This is a genomic window from Ureibacillus sp. FSL E2-3493 (genome assembly GCF_038077515.1).
Classification (GTDB): Bacteria; Bacillota; Bacilli; order Bacillales_A; family Planococcaceae; genus Ureibacillus; species Ureibacillus halotolerans.
In genome coordinates, this window is the sequence record NZ_JBBOPK010000001.1 from 1164657 (window position 1) to 1182305 (window position 17649).

Below are 17649 nucleotides of genomic sequence, written 5' to 3' on the forward strand. Positions count from 1 at the left end.
GATAAATAAAAAAAGTGCGAACATTCGCTTTTGCCTGATTTGAATTAATAGATGAAAGGTTTTAAGTTAATAGAAATTTACATAAATCACCGGTTAAATTAAAACCTTTCTTGTGTTAATTTAAAAATACAAGTCTATCAAACTATTTTGAAAAATAAGTGTCCAAGGGAGTGAACACATTGGAATATGTAATTGAAATGCTTGGAATCCGTAAGCAATTTGGGGATTTTGTAGCCAATGATAACATCACCCTTCAACTTAAAAAAGGCGAGATTCATGCACTTCTTGGTGAAAATGGTGCAGGGAAGTCCACGTTGATGAATGTCCTCTTTGGTTTATATCAACCTGAAGCGGGGACTATCCGAGTTCATGGCAAGGAAGTAAAAATTACAGATCCGAATGTAGCTAATAATCTCGGAATCGGTATGGTGCATCAACACTTTATGTTAGTTGAAAATTTTACGGTGACGGAAAATATCATTCTCGGTAGTGAACCAACAAAGATGGGAACTATCAATATTAAAGAAGCTTCGAAAGAAGTGCAAGCGTTATCAGAAAAATACAGTTTGAATGTTGAGGCAAATGCGAAAATTGAAGATATTTCAGTTGGGATGCAACAACGGGTAGAGATTTTAAAAACTTTATATCGTGGCGCAGACATTATTATTTTCGATGAACCAACTGCTTCTTTAACACCACAAGAAATTACTGAACTAATGCATATTATGAAACGTTTAATCGAAGAAGGAAAATCCATCATTTTAATTACCCATAAGTTAAATGAAATTATGGAAGTTTCCGATCGAGTAACGGTTATCCGTAAAGGAAAAGGGATTGGTACTGTTACAACTGCCGAAACGAATCCAACAGAACTTGCCGAGCTAATGGTAGGTCGTCAAGTTGTGTTTAAAACGGAGAAAGCTCCTGCAAATCCAAAGGAAGTTGTTCTTCAAATTGATTCATTGACAGTGGCAGATAACCGCGGAATTGATAAAGTGAAAAATTTAAATTTAACCGTTCGTGCTGGTGAAATTGTAGGGATTGCCGGGATTGATGGAAACGGTCAATCCGAGTTAATCGAAGCGATAACAGGTCTCCGCAAAGTGAAAGGCGGAAAAATATCGTTAAATGGCAAAGATATCACAGGGTTAAAACCGAGAAAAATTACGGAATCCGGCGTAGGGCATATTCCTCAAGATCGTCATAAACATGGCCTAGTTTTAGATTTTCCTATTGGACATAATATTGCGTTGCAAACTTATTATAAAAAACCAATATCTAAATCAGGCGTCATCGACTATAAAAAAGTAAATGAAATCGCTCGAAAAATTATTGAAGAATATGATGTTCGTTCCGGTGAAGGTGAAATGTCACTAGCCCGTTCTTTATCAGGTGGTAACCAACAAAAGGCGATTATCGGACGAGAAATTGATCGTAATCCAGATTTACTCATTGCCGCATTACCAACTCGTGGTCTAGATGTTGGGGCAATTGAATTTATTCATAAACGTTTAATTGAACAACGGGATAAAGGAAAAGCCGTTCTATTAATTTCATTTGAATTAGATGAAGTAATGAACGTTTCTGACCAAATCGCTGTTATTTATGATGGTTATATCATTGATACGGTAAATCCGCAGGAAACAAATGAACAGGAACTAGGGTTATTAATGGCAGGACAATCGCTACAACGGAAGAAAGAAAAGGTAGGTGGCGAAAATGAATAAACGATTAGTCAATATACTTGTTCCACTTATCTCCATCTTATTAGGTTTAGTCATTGGAGCGATTGTAATGGCTGTCAGTGGTTTCAATCCGATTGATGGCTATATTGCATTATGGAACGGTATTTTTATGGATACATACACAATGGGTGAAACGGTTCGCCAAATCACACCTTATGTATTCTCAGGTTTAGCTGTAGCCTTCGCTTTCCGTACAGGTTTATTTAATATTGGGGTAGAAGGACAATTAATTATGGGTTGGTTAGCGGCTGCATGGGTAGGTCAAGCATTTGATTTACCAGCAATTATTCACCTTCCATTAGCTTTACTTGCAGCTGCATTAGCAGGAGCTTTATGGGCTTTTATTCCTGGTTTGTTAAAAGCGAAACTACAAGTTCACGAAGTTATTGTAACGATTATGTTAAACTACACAGCTTTACATGTGGCAAATGCATTAATCCAAGTCATCGCTGATGGGGGAGAAAGAACGGAGAGAATACATGAGTCAGCTTCATTACGTTCTCAATTCTTTGAATCTATTACGGATTATTCCCGTTTACACTGGGGCTTCTTACTAGCTCTAATAGCTGTAGTCATCATGTGGTTTATTTTAGAAAAAACAACCCTTGGATACGAATTAAAGTCAGTAGGGTTCAATAAAAACGCCTCCCAATACGCGGGTATGAATGTAAACAAAAATATTATTCTAGCAATGGTTATTTCCGGTGCCTTTGCCGGTCTTGGTGGTGCGATGGAAGCGTTAGGGACTTTCGAAAATATGTCTAAGCTTCATGCAATGACAGGAATTGGTTTTGATGGAATCGCCGTAGCGTTATTAGGAGCAAACCAACCATTTGGTGTTCTTTTAGGAGCGATTTTATTTGGATCATTGAAAAACGGTGGTTTAAATATGCCAAGTGAAGCGGGCGTACCAACAGAGATAGTTTCCATTGTGATTGCACTGATCATCTTCTTTGTAGCATCAGGTTATATCATTCGAGTAGCCCTAGAACGCTTTGGTAAGAAAAGAAAGGAGGAAAAATAACATGAGCTTTTTAGAAGTGCTATATTTTATTATTCCTTCTGCCATTTTCTATGCAGCACCATTAATTCTAACAGCAATCGGTGGCGTATTTACTGAAAGATCTGGGGTTGTCAATATTGGACTTGAAGGGATCATGGTTGTAGGTGCAGCAAGTAGTATTATTTTCAACTTATTTTTTGCAGATCAATTAGGAAATTTCACACCTTGGGCCGGATTAATCGTCGCAATGGTGGTCGGGATTATTTTTTCATTAATATTAGCAGTTGCAGCAGTATCTTTACGTGCGGATCAAACCGTTTCTGGAGTTGCTCTGAATTTGTTAGGGCTTGCTGTAGCGGTATTTACAGTTAAAATGATTTATGACAAAGGTCAAACAGATTCGATTACAGAACGTTTCTCTCGTTTCGATATTCCGTTATTAAGTGACATTCCTGTCATTGGGAAAATGTTCTTTGTAGACGTTTATGCAACATCAATATTAGCCTTTGCCGTAGCAATTGTCGCTTGGTTTATTATTTATAAATCTCCATTCGGGTTACGTCTACGCGCTGTAGGGGAACACCCAATGGCGGCAGACACGATGGGTGTTAATGTAACAAAAATGCGCTATGTAGCTGTTATGATTTCCGGAGCACTAGGTGGTATCGGTGGGGCGATTTATGCGCAAGCGATTGCTGGGAACTTCGGTGCATCAACTATTAGTGGTCAAGGTTTCATGGCGATTGCGGCAATGATTTTCGGTAAATGGCATCCACTAGGTGCGTTAGGTGCAGCTTTATTCTTCGGTTTTGCCCAAGCACTAAGTGTAGTAGGTGGTTCTATCCCGTATATTCAAGATATTCCGGATGTATACTTACACATTTTACCTTATGTCTTAACAATTTTTGCTTTAGCAGGATTCATCGGAAAAGCCCATGCACCAAAAGCAAGTGGTGTTCCGTATATTAAAGGAAAAAGATAATATGTTTTTTAATTAAAGTGCCTTTCAAATTGAAAGGTGCTTTTTTCTATTGTCGAAAATTAATGTTCGACACGACTTATATGAAAAAAATCTGTTCGATTTGATGAATCAATCTGCTTGAGAAGGGTAAATTATTGTATATATGTATAAATTCAAAAGGGAAAAAACAAAATTGGATTATTTTTGCATAATCACCAATTCTACATGTATAGTAGTGATAGCGACTGTTTGTTTCAAAAGAAATAGTTAAAAACAGTAGAAAATAGTCGATTGGTACAACATACAAAGCCAATTATTGATGGCGATTGTACGTTTTCCTATACAAGAGTATAAGTCAGGAGGAATTTTTTTGTTTTTATCGACCAAGTTAGCAGAAGGTGTTACGCTGCATATCCGACAAACAACTCAATTCAAAACAGTAAACTTTTCTATAAAATGGAGAACCCCATTAACGACGAAGGATGCTGCAGAACGTGCTGTTTTATCAAACGTTTTGCAACATAGTAATGGAAAATATAAAAAATCAGCCGAATTTAGAAGTTATTTAGATGACTTATTCGGTACGGTTTTATATTTTGATGCGACGAAAAGGGGCAATGAACATACCCTTTTATTAAATGTTGAAACTGTAAACGACCAATATTTAGCAGAAAATAAAGTATTTAATGAAGTGTTAGAATTACTAAACACGGTCGTTTTCGAACCAAATTTTGAAAATGGATCATTTGTACCTGCTATTGTGGAGCGGGAAAAAGAAATGATCATTCAACGAATCCAGTCAATCTTTGATGATAAAACTCGTTATGCCCAACATCGTTTAACTCAAATTATCCGCCCGAATCATCCGGCTTCCATTTCTGCTAATGGAACGATTGAAGCGGTAAAAGAAATTACACCAGCATCGTTAACAAAAGCTTATGAAAAAATGATTAATGAAGATAAAATTGATATTTACGTTGTCGGTGATTTTGACGTAGAGGCAGTTCAAAAGAAATTTACTGAAGCCCTATCATTCAAAGATCGGACGCCAAAACAAGCAGAGAAAAAGAAAGATGTTTCAAAACCTGAAAAAGATTATGTAAAAGAACAACAAGAAATGAAACAAGGGAAATTGCATATTGGGTTTAGTACTCCTGTAACTTTTGGCGATGAGGATTTCCCGAAAATGCAAATTTTCAATGGTGTTTTTGGTGGTTATGCCCACTCTAAATTGTTCATGAATGTCCGTGAACGGGAAAGTTTAGCTTATTATGCGTCAAGTTCTTATTCTGCCCATTATGGTTTAGTTTATGTTGTCTCTGGTATTGAACCAGCAAATGAGAAAAAGGCAACAGACGTTATTTTTGAACAGTTAGAAGCAATCAAAAAAGGAAAAATTTCTGATTTAGAACTAACGCAAACTAGAGCAATGCTAATCAACCAATTAAAAGAAGCCCTTGATTTAGCCCGCGGACAAATTGATATTTACGATCAATATAAAGATTTAGATGAACAATTTTCAGTGGACCTTTGGAAAGAACGTTGGGAAAAGGTTACAAAAGAAGATGTTCAAAAAATGGCTTCACAAGTACAACTTGAAGCAGTTTATTTCTTAAGTGGAAAGGAGGCCTAGCCAATGCAAACGATTGAGTTTAAACAGCTAGACGAGACATTATTTTATAAAAAGTTACCAAACGGATTAGATGTATATATTTTACCGAAGAAAGGTTTTTCAAAAACATTCGTTACTTTTACAACGAAATATGGTTCGATTGACCGTACCTTCGTCCCAATGGGGGAATCAGAGGCTATAACAGTTCCGGATGGGATTGCCCACTTTTTAGAGCACAAAATGTTCGAGAAGGAAGACGGGGATGTATTCCAACAATTTAGCGAAGCTGGAGCATCAGCGAATGCTTTCACTTCCTTTACTCGTACAGCTTATTTGTTCTCTGCAACAGATCATATTTATAAAAGTACAGAAACGTTATTGAATTTCGTTCAAGAGCCATATTTTACGGAACAAACGGTGAATAAAGAAAAAGGAATTATCGGTCAAGAAATTACGATGTACGATGATCAACCAGATTGGCGACTATATTTCGGTGCGATTGAAAATATGTACCATAATCATCCCGTTAAAATTGATATTGCTGGAACGATAGAATCGATCGATAAAATTACAGCAGAGCATTTATATACTTGCTACAACACGTTTTATCACCCATCCAACATGTTATTGTTTGTAGTTGGTGCCATCGATCCAACTGAAATGATGGCGTTTATTGAAAAAAATCAAAGTGAAAAGGAATTTCCAGAACCAACGCCGATTGAGCGTCACTTTGAAGAAGAACCAAAAGAAGTCGCGATTAAAGAACGCGAACTGACAATGGATGTTCAAAAACCAAAAGTATATGTAGGGTTAAAGGCGAAGGAAACAGAATTAAGCGGCGAGGAAATGCTTAAACATGAGCTATCGATTCAAATTGCATTAGAGTGTCTATTTGGTCGGGCATCAAACTTTTATACAGATGTATATGAAAATGGGTTAATCGATGAAACCTTTGCTTATGATTTCTCTTTAGAAAAAGGTTATGGCTTTGCATTAATCGGCTCTGACTCAAGTCAACCGGATCAGTTAGCGGAAAAAATTAAAAATGAAATAAACAATGCTCAGTCTAACTTAACGGCTGAAAAAATCGAGCGGGTAAAACGCAAAAAAATAGGTTTCTTCCTAAGAGCTCTTAATTCTATGGAATTTATCGCAAATCAATTTACCCGTTATAAATTTAATGAAATGAATTTATTTGATGCAGTACCTGTCATCGAAAAATTAACGGTTGATGATGTGTTACAAGCTTTCGAATCGATTCAAGGAGAGTCTCAGCAAACCGTATTTAAAGTTTTACCTTCAAGTGAGAGGAAAGAATAATGAAAAAATTCGCACTCGTAGTAGGAGCTTCTGGTGCGATTGGAAAGGCAATAGCTCAGCGACTAGCTAGTGATGGTTGGTCGCTCTATTTGCATTTCCATCAAAATCGTCAAGCATTGGAACAGTTAGTGGAACAGTTGAGATGTAACTTCCCAGAGCAAGAATTTATCGAAGTCCAATCGGATTTTTCAGAAGATAATGGAGCAGATATTCTTGCAACACAAATTTATTCATTACAAGCAATTGTTTTTGCAGGAGGTCATGCACTTTACGGTTTAATAGAAGATACGCCAGTGGAAGAAATGAATAAACTTTGGAAAGTGCATGTTCAAAACCCAATGCGTTTACTTGCGTTATTATCCAATAAGCTCCGTCAACATGATACAAGTTATGTTTTATTTATTGGATCAATTTGGGGAGAAGCTGGAGCTGCCTTTGAAACAGTTTATAGTGCTGTGAAAGGTGCCCAACATGCATTTGTTAAGTCCTATGCAAAAGAAGTAGCATACAATCGTATTTTAGTGAATGCCATCGCTCCTGGGCTGATTAAGACCGGAATGAATGCCCATTTAAATGAAGAAGAAAAAAGGAAAATCAATGAAGAAATACCTTTAGGAAGAGCTGGAGAAGTTGAAGAGGTCGCAAATCTAGTCAGTTTTTATTTAAGTGGACAGGCAAATTATGTTACTGGTCAAATTATTCGATTAAATGGAGGATGGTACATATAATTCTCCAATTTGCACATAATAAAATTGCAAAGGAGGAGGAGATATAAATGGCGCTATTAGAAAACTGGGAAAGATGGACATCATTTTTAGGCGAACAAGTTAATGAAGCCCAAGAAAAAGGTATGTCCAAACGTATGATTGAAAAATCAGCTGTACAAATCGGTGATTATTTAGCGAAAAACGTTGACCCTAAAAACGAACAAGAACGCGTACTATCCGACTTATGGGGAGTAGCTTCTGACGATGAAAAACATGCGCTTGCGAATTGTATTATTAAATTAGTACAAAATCATCGCATGCAGTAGTCAATATCATAAGTTTTTAGTGAAAAAAGCGAAGTGGCTTGTTTACTTATTAAGCCTAAAGTAGGCAAGCCTAATCCCGCTAATTTAGATATCATAAAACTCTCATCGTCTAATTTCTTCAAACTTCTCTTTAAGGAGGCTAGCCCTCCTTTTTTCTTATCTTGTTTTTTTCCTAAATTTCGACATTTTCATTGCCAGCATACTATTTTTTACATTATCATATATAAGTATAATAAATTTTAATATTTTAAGAGAAAATCATTACTTTCTAACTTTTCAATACATATAAAATCCGCTATGATGAAACTAATAAGAAAAATAATATTTTTCGTTGGTGAGGGGACGGTTTTTAGTGGGTGAATGGTATTTTGAATATGAGATCCAAGTAAATCGTCCAGGTTTATTAGGCGATATTGCATCACTCCTAGGTATGTTACGTGTGAATATTGTTTCAATTAATGGTGTAGATGAAGCAAGACGGGGAATGCTATTAAAAACAGAGAATGATGAAACGATTCAACGTTTCATTTCCATCGTTTCGACAATGGAAAACATTCATGTCACAAAATTTCGAGAGCCGAAAGTACGTGATCGTTTAGCTGTCCGTCATGGTCACTATATAGAACGGGATCAGGACGAAAGAAATACATTCCGCTTTGTACGAGATGAGCTAGGCATTTTAGTTGATTTTATGGCTGAATTATTTAAAAAGGACGGTCATAAATTAATTGGTATCCGAGGGATGCCACGAGTTGGGAAAACGGAATCAGTTGTAGCTGCTAGTGTTTGTGCCAACAAAAAATGGATATTCCTATCGTCTACGATGATTAAACAAACAATTCGTAATCAGCTAATTGGAGACGAATTTAATGCCAATAATATTTTTATTCTTGATGGAGCAGTCACACGAAGAACTACTGATGAACGTCATCAACAGCTTGTTCGAGAAGTGATGAGTGTACCTGCTATTAAAGTAATTGAACATCCTGATTTATTTGTACAAAACTCCCAATACAAAATTGAAGATTTTGACTATATTATTGAACTTCGTCATCATCCAGATGAAATCATTACGTATGAACTTGTTGAAAAAAATGAAATGAACATTCAAAACAACCCGTTTGGAGGTTTTGGAGGATTCGATTTTTAAACATTGTTCAAAAAAAGGATGTCTTTTTTTGGAACATTGTTTCATTTTGTTCGTTTAGTTAGTATGTTGACTACTAAGCGATAGTTGTCAGTCTAAAAGCATGTCAGAGGATTTTGCAAAAGACGAAATTGATTAGAAAAAAGTAGGTGTTTTTGTTGACAGAACTCGGAGCTCGCCTTAAAGAAGCGAGATTATCTAAAGGTTACAGTTTGGATGATCTTCAAGAAATTACAAAAATTCAAAAGCGGTATCTTGTCGCAATTGAAGAAGGAAATTATTCCATTATGCCTGGAAGCTTTTATGTTCGGGCATTCATTAAACAATATGCAGAGGCAGTTGGACTGGAAATAGAGGAACTTTTAGAGGAATTTAAACAAGAAATTCCAAACCAGCCAAAAGAAGAGGTTGCCCAGTCGATTTCCCAAAGTCCAACCCGGCGTAAATTAAATTCAAGATCGACTAGCAGGTTATTGGAAACGATGCCAAAAATCATCGTTGCGTTATTTATTATCGTTATTTTAGTAGCCATTTGGTTTTTATATCAACAAAAGGCTAAACAACCTGGCGAAGAAGAAGAAAATAATTCAGAAATCGAATATCAACAACAGGAGCCGACTCCTGTTGAGCCGGTAGAAGAGGAAGAGCAACCTGAAGAAACAGAACAACCAGTACAAGAAGAGCCAGAACAACCAACTCAAACGATTTCTTCTGGTACTATCGATGGAGAAACAACTACTTACGAACTTTCAGGAACAGATACGATGAATATTCGTATTGAAGTTTCAGGTGACACATGGGTTGGAATCCGTGATGAAGCTGGAAGTGAACAAATCGAAGACCGTGTATACAAAGCTGGGGAAGTAGTGGAATTCGATGCTACAGCAAATGCCTATGCTCGTATTCGATTAGGAGATTCTACCGTTGCTAAAGTTTTCATCAATGATGTAGAACTTCAATATGCACAAAAGATTACGACTCAAAATATTATCATTACATTACAACAAGAAGAACAATAGTCATCTTTATCAGATGACTATTTTCTTTCGAATGAAAGGTGTTAGCAAATGAACTTACCGAATAAGATTACAGTCTCGAGAATCTGTTTAATTCCAATCTTTGTGATTGTAATACTATTTGATTTTGACTGGGGAAAAATGGAGTTTTTAGGCGCAGAAATGCCAGTCAATCATTTTGTAGCAGCATTAATCTTTATTATCGCTTCTACTACTGACTGGATTGATGGTCATTTTGCACGGAAATATAATTTAGTTACTACCCTTGGGAAATTTCTTGACCCATTAGCAGATAAATTATTAGTAAGTGCTGCTTTTATTGTATTAGTAGATCTTCATATGGCTCCTGCTTGGATCATCATTATTATTTTAAGTCGAGAATTTGCTGTAACTGGTTTACGGGCAATTTTAGCGGGAGAAGGGGAAGTAGTAGCTGCAAGCCAATTAGGGAAAATTAAAACTTGGGCTCAAATTGTTGCTATCTCATCCCTTCTATTACACAATACAATTTTCACTTTAATGAACATACCTTTTGATATGATTGCCCTTTATGTGGCATTAATCTTTACAGTTTGGTCTGGTTGGGAATATTTCTATTTAAATCGTCGTGTCTTTGTAAACTCAAAATAAGTGAGGTTAAAACATGAATGCTGAAATAATAGCTGTTGGCTCAGAATTGTTACTAGGGCAAATCGCCAATACGAATGCAAAGTTTATTTCTACTCAATTATCTGAGCTCGGTATTAATGTGTTTTATCATACGGTTGTTGGAGATAACGGGGACCGTTTAAAAAGAGCTATTGAAATTGCGGAATCTCGAGCAGATTTAATTATTTTCTCAGGTGGCCTTGGTCCTACGAAAGACGATTTAACGAAAGAAACGATTGCTAACCACTTAGGATTACCTTTAGTATTCGATGATGTGGCACTATCTTATATTGAGCAATTTTTTGCCCAATGGGGACGCACGATGACTGAAAACAATCGTAAACAGGCGCTTATACTAGAAGGTAGCGAAGTATTAGCAAATCATCACGGAATGGCTCCCGGAATGCTTCTAGAAAAGGATGGACGTATATACATACTACTGCCAGGTCCACCGAAGGAAATTGAACCGATGTTCCAGTTCGAAGCGAAACCGAAACTTGCTGCTCGTTTAAATGAAGGTGGCATCATTCTTTCCCATGTTTTACGATTTTATGGGATTGGTGAAGCAGAATTGGAAGTACAAGTTCAAGATATTTTAGATAACCAAACCAATCCAACGGTTGCTCCCCTTGCTGGAGATGGAGAAGTTACACTACGAATTACCGCAAAAGCGGCTACAGAAGAGGAAGCTTGGCCATTAATTAGAGCGAAGGAAGCAGAAATTTTAGCTATTGTTGGGGAGTATCATTATGGGAATAATGACGACTCCTTAGCATCGAAAATTGTTGAAATGTTACTCCATCATAACTTAACGATTGCTGCAGCAGAAAGTTTAACTGCTGGTCTTTTCCAGTCTGAATTAGCGGAAATTCCAGGGGTAAGTGGAACATTAGTCGGTGGTATGGTGACGTATACTGAACAAGCAAAAGTTCAACAATTAGGTATCGAACAATCTTTACTTGATCAATACGGTGTTGTTAGTAGTGAATGTGCAGCTGCAATGGCATTAAAAGTTCGAGAAAAGTTTGGTACCGATATTGGCGTTGGACTAACAGGTGCAGCTGGGCCGGAACCTCATGGTGATCAGCCTGCGGGAACGATTTGGATAGGCTTTAGCATCGGTAATTCTGAACCAATTACCCGTAAGCTTCAACTTTTAGGTATGAGAAATTCTAATCGCATTCGCGCGGTCAAATTAGCTTATAGCTACTTAATGCGTTTGTTAGTTGAGAAAGGCTATGAAAAGATTTAATATAAGATAATATTTTTAATTGGGGAAAGTGAAATTTGAGCTATTTTAATAGCTCAAATTTTTATTTTGTTAAAAAACGAAAATATGTTCGCTTTTTTCTTGAAAGTTGTCTCAAAAAGAAGTATAGTAGAAATATAAGAAAGAGATAGAAATGGTCTGATATAGAATAAGGAGGAAATATTTTGAGTAATGATCGTAAAGCGGCCTTAGATATGGCGTTAAAACAAATTGAAAAGCAATTTGGTAAAGGTTCAGTTATGAAATTAGGCGAACAATCGGATCGTCAAATTTCCACATCTTCAAGCGGGTCCCTTGCCCTTGATGCAGCGTTAGGTGTTGGTGGATATCCCCGTGGACGTATTGTAGAAATTTATGGTCCTGAATCTTCAGGTAAAACAACTGTGGCGCTACATGCTATTGCTGAAATTCAAGCCCAAGGTGGACAAGCTGCATTTATCGATGCGGAGCATGCATTAGACCCAGTCTATGCACAAAAATTAGGTGTAAATATTGATGAATTATTACTTTCACAACCTGATACTGGTGAACAAGCACTAGAAATCGCTGAAGCATTAGTACGAAGTGGTGCCATTGACATTATCGTTATTGACTCTGTAGCAGCATTAGTACCGAAAGCTGAGATTGAAGGCGAAATGGGTGACTCACACATGGGTCTCCAAGCCCGCTTAATGTCTCAAGCATTACGTAAATTATCCGGTATTATTAATAAATCGAACACACTAGCGATCTTCATTAACCAAGTTCGTGAAAAAATCGGTGTTATGTTCGGTAACCCTGAAACAACGACTGGTGGACGTGCATTAAAATTCTACGCATCAATCCGTCTTGAAGTTCGTCGTGCTGAAACAATTAAACAAGGTACTGAAATGGTAGGGAACAAAACAAAAATTAAAGTAGTAAAAAATAAAGTAGCTCCTCCTTTCCGTACTGCTGAAGTTGATATTATGTACGGTGAAGGGATTTCGAAAGAAGGGGAAATCGTTGACCTTGGTGCAGAACTAGACATTATCCAAAAAAGCGGCTCTTGGTATGCTTATGGTGATGAACGTATAGGTCAAGGACGCGAAAATGCGAAAGCTTTCTTAAAAGCAAACCCTGAAATTCGTGATCACATTTCAAACAAAATTCGTGAATCCTTCGGCATGGCGGCAACATCCTATACAATTGGTGCCCATGATGAAGAAGAAGAAATGGATGAAGAATTAGCATTACTTTTAGATGAAGAATAATTAATCGTCAAATTAATTTTCTATATTAAAGTTGGAGGGAAAGTAATGTTTCCTCCAACTTTTTTTGTTAGTGAAATTTTTTGAAAATACTATTCGATGAAAAAATTTTTTAAAGCAGTCCATTATTCCCAACTGCTATTTTTTTATACCTACCTTTTCTCCTCAGAGTGAATACAATAAGATGAAATTGCCTAAAATAATAAGAAATATCTTAATTTTTAAGTATTTTATCGAAAGTGCTACATGGAATGAGGTAAAACTCTATCGAATTATCTAGTAGTCAAAAGGTCTCTACTTGCGGGAGTCCTTGACATAGCTGGGATGGACCTATACAATTAAAATTGTATAATTTCTAAATTATGAAATGAAATAGGCAGTATGTTGAAAACTAAGTTGCAATTCAATCATCAATAAAAACCGATTGAATAGGATAAAAACTTTCGTCAATGTATGAGCCGACTGAAAATGAAACGAATATAGCAAGAGGAGGTGTTCGAATGATGGAATACATTATCTCCGCTTTGCTTGGACTCATCGTCGGTGCCGCTGTTATCTATTTCTATATGAAAAAAGTGAACGAATCAAAAGTGAATGGTGCGAAACACTCAGCTGAGCTTATCATAGATGAAGCTAAGCGGGAAGCGGAAGCGCTTAAGAAAGAAGCACTACTTGAAGCAAAAGATGAAACTCACAAAATTCGAACTGAAGCAGAAAAAGACATCCGTGAACGCCGGTACGAGCTTCAGAAACAAGAAAACCGGTTATTGCAAAGAGAAGAAAATCTTGATCGCAAGGATGATGCTCTGAACAAGAGAGAATCAGGCTTAGAGCGTAAAGAAGAAGCTCTAGCTGAAAGACAACAGCATATTGAACAGATGGAAAGTAAAGTGGAAGAGTTAGTACGAGAACAAACGTCAGAGCTTGAACGCATCGCAGCTTTAACTCGAGAAGAAGCAAAAGACATCATTTTAAGACAAGTTGAAAATGAACTTTCAACAGATATCGCTGTCATGACGAAAGAAGCGGAAACACGTGCGAAAGAGGAATCTGACAAAAAAGCTCGTGAAATATTATCACTTGCACTACAACGTTTTGCAGCTGATCACGTTGCTGAAACAACCGTGTCCGTTGTAAACTTACCGAATGACGAGATGAAGGGCCGCATCATCGGTCGAGAAGGTCGTAACATTCGAACACTTGAAACACTTACTGGTATCGATTTAATTATTGATGATACACCAGAAGCGGTTATTTTATCTGGTTTCGATCCTATCCGTCGTGAAACAGCTCGTCTTGCCCTTGAAAAATTAGTACAAGATGGACGTATTCACCCGGCTCGAATCGAAGAAATGGTTGAAAAATCCCGTCGTGAAATGGATGAACAAATTCGTGAAACTGGAGAACAAACGATCTTCGAAGTGGGTATTCACAATTTACATCCAGATTTAATGAAGATCTTAGGTCGTATGAAATATCGTACAAGCTATGGTCAAAATGTGTTAAAACATTCCATCGAAGTAGCACATTTAGCAGGACTCCTGGCAGCTGAGCTTGGAGAAGACGTAACATTAGCAAAACGGGCAGGATTACTTCATGATATTGGGAAAGCTATTGACCATGAAGTGGAAGGTAGTCACGTGGAAATTGGTGTTGAGCTTGCTTCTAAATATAAGGAGCACCCAGTTGTAATTAACAGTATCGCATCTCACCATGGTGACACAGAAGCAACGTCAGTTATTGCGGTTATTGTGGCAGCTGCGGATGCTTTATCAGCAGCAAGACCTGGTGCCCGTAGTGAAACCCTTGAAAACTACATTCGCCGTTTAGAAAAACTAGAAGAAATTTCTGAAGGTTATGATGGCGTAGAAAAGTCATACGCAATCCAAGCAGGCCGTGAAATTCGTATTATCGTACAACCAGAGAAGATTGATGATCTTGCTTCCCACCGTTTAGCACGCGATATTCGCAAACGAATTGAAGAAGAATTAGATTATCCTGGTCATATAAAAGTGACGGTTATTCGTGAAACACGAGCAGTCGAATATGCAAAATAAATGAAAAGGAGCTTCCGTTTTGGGGGCTCCCTTTTTCTTTTGGATGAAAATTTCTATATAATCTAGTTAGACAATTTAAAAAGGCTCTATAATATTTGTTGGGGTTTAAAAAAATTTCATAAATAAAAAAGCACGTAATCACCGATTTCTATATACTTGAATTGTCGAGAAACAAGCAATGAAAGGTGATACGTGCAAATGAATTTTAACATGAATATTCCAGGATTAAAAGGTGTAACTGTTCATAAGGTGGAGGAGATGGGGGAACGTATTGTTCTACACGTTTCCATACCAAAAAAAGAACATCAATGTCCAGCATGCAAGAATATAACATCAAAAGTCCATGATTATCGAATTCAAAAAATTAATCATTTAAAATGGTTTGAACGATTAACCGTCCTTTTTTATAAACGTCGTCGTTATGTATGCCAATGTGGGAAACGTTTTTCAGAAAAATCCCCTTTCGTGGATAAATATCAACGTTTCTCGAAAGAATGGAATCAAGTTGTACGAATCCGTTCAATAAAGGCAAAAACATTTAAAGAAGCAGCTGAAGTACTTGGTACATCAAGCTCAACAGTGATTCGTCGCTTTAAAGAAGTAGTAAAGGAACAATTAAATGAAGGGGTTCATTTACCAAAATGTATCGCGATTGATGAATATAAAGCAGATACCGATGCGGGAACTTATCAATTAATTATTGCCAATGCGGAAACACATGAACCAATTGATATTTTACCAAATCGTAGAAAAGAAACCATTAAGGATTACTTGATGAAATACGGTGCAGATGTAGAAATTGTGGTTATGGACATGAATCCAAGCTTTAAAGCAGCAGTTAGGAAGGCGTTAAATCGCCCGATTATTATTGCGGATCGCTTTCATTATTGTCGTTATATTTACTGGGCACTAGATGAAGTACGTCGAAATGTTCAAAAAGAATGGCATGCATATGATCGAAAGAAATGTAAGAAAATGCGTCATGTACTATATAAACGATTTGATAAGTTAACAGAAACGAATCGTTGGTACTTAAATCGTTACATAGGAATGTCGAAGGAACTAAAGCAAGCCTATGAATTAAAAGAAGCTTACTGCGAATGGTTTGATTGGGCAAAAACTTCAAATGATTTGATAGAAATAAAAAAAAGATTAGAAGCCTTTTACCGAAAGGTAGAAAAAGCAAATATTCCGGCATTTTTAAAGGCCATTCAAACGCTAAAAAATTGGCAAGTTGAAATTTTAAATAGTTTAAGTTTTGGATATTCAAATGGTTTTTTAGAAGGAATTAATAATAAATCAAAAGTTTTGAAGCGTAATGCTTATGGTTTTAGAAGCTATGAACACTTTAAAGCGAAAATTTTATTAAATAATTTATCTAAGAAAATTGGGATTCATTTAGGATAATCGGGGTGCCGTGTAATATCACTTCACCCCAACATTTGACATAGAACCTTTAAAAAACATTAAAAAAGGGGTTGCAAAAAGAGTAGCCAATCGATAAAAAATAATATATGCTACATTTAGCACTAGTTAATTAGCAACATATGGAGATTTAAAAGGAGGCATAAAGGTGGTAAAAGAAAAACGCACAGACAAAGTGAAGTCAAAAAAACGAAAAGTGCTGAAGTGGGTTGGTATTACGTTAGGACTTTTCATTTTGGCAGTAGCTGGTCTGGTGGCAAAAGTATACTTTGATGCAAAGAATACTGTCGATAAAGTATATGAAGAACTAGATAAATCTGAACTTCGAGAAGTAAACGTCAATGTGGAAGAACAAGAACCGATTTCGATATTGTTACTTGGGGTAGATGAACGTGAAGGTGACTCTGGTCGTTCGGATACGATGATTGTTGTAACAGTTAATCCGGAAACGAAAGATTCTAAAATGTTAAGTATACCACGTGATACATATACAGAAATTGAAGGACATGGAATGGATAAAATCAATCATGCATTTGCTTATGGTGGTATTGAATTATCCCGTAAAACGGTAGAAAATTTATTAGAAATTCCAATTGATTATGTTGTACAAGTAAATATGGAAAGTTTTAAAGACATCATTGATGCCGTTGGTGGTATTACGATAGATAACACCCTTGCCTTTGAATATGGCGGTTCGAACTTCCCTGAAGGAACCATTACTTTAGATGGAGATAGTGCATTAAATTATGTTCGAATGAGATATGAAGATCCGGAAGGAGACTTTGGTAGACAAAATCGTCAGAAAAAAGTGATTCAAGGAATTGCTTCTTCAGCAGTAAGCGTTGATACAGCATTGAACTATAAATCCATTTTCGAATCAATTGAGGATAATGTGCGTGTCAATGCATCTTATGATGAATTAATGACGATGCAAAAAAATTACAAAAATAGTTTCGGTAATATTGAGCAACTATATATAAATGACGGTAATGGTACAAAAATTGATGGGATTTATTATTATATACCTGATGAAACACAATTAGAAACTGTTAAATCAACATTAAAAACTCATCTAGAATTAAACTCATAGAAATTGATAAAACTCTTTTGAATTCATTTCAAAAGAGTTTTTATTTTAATAGTGATTATTATAGATTTCACAAGCATATAATAATAGAAAGAT

General features: G+C 36.4%; 15 protein-coding genes. All 15 read left to right on the forward strand.

Annotated elements, in window-relative coordinates; translation table 11 throughout:
- Positions 1-179: 179 nt before the first annotated feature.
- The 15 genes from MHH69_RS06010 to MHH69_RS06080 all read left to right on the forward strand — a co-directional run bounded on the left by MHH69_RS06010 (position 180) and on the right by MHH69_RS06080 (position 17556).
- A complete protein-coding gene (locus MHH69_RS06010) occupies positions 180-1727 on the forward strand; it encodes an ABC transporter ATP-binding protein (protein ID WP_341361894.1) in 1548 nt (515 codons plus the stop codon).
- Positions 1720-2769 carry an ABC transporter permease gene (locus MHH69_RS06015; protein ID WP_122970421.1) on the forward strand — a complete coding sequence of 350 codons (1050 nt, stop codon included), beginning with the start codon at positions 1720-1722 and terminating at the stop codon, positions 2767-2769. Before MHH69_RS06010 ends, MHH69_RS06015 begins: the two co-directional genes overlap by 8 nt.
- 1 nt (position 2770) lies before the next feature.
- Complete coding sequence (locus tag MHH69_RS06020; protein WP_122970422.1) at positions 2771-3730, forward strand: ABC transporter permease; 960 nt, start codon at positions 2771-2773, stop codon at positions 3728-3730.
- A 349-nt stretch (positions 3731-4079) separates the two neighbouring features.
- The gene (gene yfmF, locus MHH69_RS06025; protein ID WP_341361895.1) at positions 4080-5342 is read left to right on the forward strand and encodes an EF-P 5-aminopentanol modification-associated protein YfmF; all 1263 of its coding nucleotides are present in this window, start codon (positions 4080-4082) and stop codon (positions 5340-5342) included.
- Between the two features lie 3 nt (positions 5343-5345).
- A complete protein-coding gene (yfmH, locus tag MHH69_RS06030; RefSeq protein ID WP_122970424.1) occupies positions 5346-6641 on the forward strand; it encodes an EF-P 5-aminopentanol modification-associated protein YfmH in 1296 nt (431 codons plus the stop codon).
- Positions 6641-7369 (forward strand): elongation factor P 5-aminopentanone reductase, encoded by a 729-nt coding sequence (gene ymfI / locus MHH69_RS06035; protein WP_122970425.1) that lies wholly within the window; start codon positions 6641-6643, stop codon positions 7367-7369. Before yfmH ends, ymfI begins: the two co-directional genes overlap by 1 nt.
- A gap of 47 nt (positions 7370-7416) precedes the next feature.
- Positions 7417-7674 carry a DUF3243 domain-containing protein gene (locus MHH69_RS06040; protein WP_122970426.1) on the forward strand — a complete coding sequence of 86 codons (258 nt, stop codon included), beginning with the start codon at positions 7417-7419 and terminating at the stop codon, positions 7672-7674.
- Positions 7675-8026: 352 nt separating this feature from the next.
- Entirely contained in the window at positions 8027-8824 is a 798-nt protein-coding gene (locus MHH69_RS06045) for a DUF3388 domain-containing protein (RefSeq protein WP_122970427.1), read from the forward strand.
- Positions 8825-8970: 146 nt separating this feature from the next.
- A complete protein-coding gene (locus MHH69_RS06050; RefSeq protein WP_445954562.1) occupies positions 8971-9840 on the forward strand; it encodes a RodZ domain-containing protein in 870 nt (289 codons plus the stop codon).
- 48 nt (positions 9841-9888) lie between these two features.
- Positions 9889-10467, forward strand: a complete 579-nt coding sequence (gene pgsA / locus MHH69_RS06055) for a CDP-diacylglycerol--glycerol-3-phosphate 3-phosphatidyltransferase (protein WP_122970429.1) — start codon at positions 9889-9891, stop codon at positions 10465-10467.
- A gap of 13 nt (positions 10468-10480) precedes the next feature.
- On the forward strand, positions 10481-11737 hold the full coding sequence (locus tag MHH69_RS06060) for a competence/damage-inducible protein A (protein ID WP_122970430.1): 1257 nt from the start codon (positions 10481-10483) through the stop codon (positions 11735-11737).
- A gap of 182 nt (positions 11738-11919) precedes the next feature.
- The gene (recA, locus tag MHH69_RS06065) at positions 11920-12987 is read left to right on the forward strand and encodes a recombinase RecA (RefSeq protein WP_277749703.1); all 1068 of its coding nucleotides are present in this window, start codon (positions 11920-11922) and stop codon (positions 12985-12987) included.
- A 500-nt stretch (positions 12988-13487) separates the two neighbouring features.
- A complete protein-coding gene (gene rny, locus MHH69_RS06070; protein WP_122970503.1) occupies positions 13488-15041 on the forward strand; it encodes a ribonuclease Y in 1554 nt (517 codons plus the stop codon).
- Positions 15042-15233: 192 nt separating this feature from the next.
- On the forward strand, positions 15234-16448 hold the full coding sequence (locus MHH69_RS06075) for an ISL3 family transposase (RefSeq protein ID WP_136292374.1): 1215 nt from the start codon (positions 15234-15236) through the stop codon (positions 16446-16448).
- Positions 16449-16614: 166 nt separating this feature from the next.
- Complete coding sequence (locus MHH69_RS06080) at positions 16615-17556, forward strand: LCP family glycopolymer transferase (protein WP_174232626.1); 942 nt, start codon at positions 16615-16617, stop codon at positions 17554-17556.
- Positions 17557-17649: the final 93 nt, after the last annotated feature.

Coding starts and splice junctions, on each gene's coding strand:
- MHH69_RS06020 (WP_122970422.1), top strand. CDS start 2,771: ATGAGCTTTTTAGAAGTGCTATATTTTATTATTCCTTCTGCCATTTTC.
- yfmH (WP_122970424.1), top strand. CDS start 5,346: ATGCAAACGATTGAGTTTAAACAGCTAGACGAGACATTATTTTATAAA.
- MHH69_RS06015 (WP_122970421.1), top strand. CDS start 1,720: ATGAATAAACGATTAGTCAATATACTTGTTCCACTTATCTCCATCTTA.
- MHH69_RS06060 (WP_122970430.1), top strand. CDS start 10,481: ATGAATGCTGAAATAATAGCTGTTGGCTCAGAATTGTTACTAGGGCAA.
- MHH69_RS06040 (WP_122970426.1), top strand. CDS start 7,417: ATGGCGCTATTAGAAAACTGGGAAAGATGGACATCATTTTTAGGCGAA.
- pgsA (WP_122970429.1), top strand. CDS start 9,889: ATGAACTTACCGAATAAGATTACAGTCTCGAGAATCTGTTTAATTCCA.
- rny (WP_122970503.1), top strand. CDS start 13,488: ATGGAATACATTATCTCCGCTTTGCTTGGACTCATCGTCGGTGCCGCT.
- ymfI (WP_122970425.1), top strand. CDS start 6,641: ATGAAAAAATTCGCACTCGTAGTAGGAGCTTCTGGTGCGATTGGAAAG.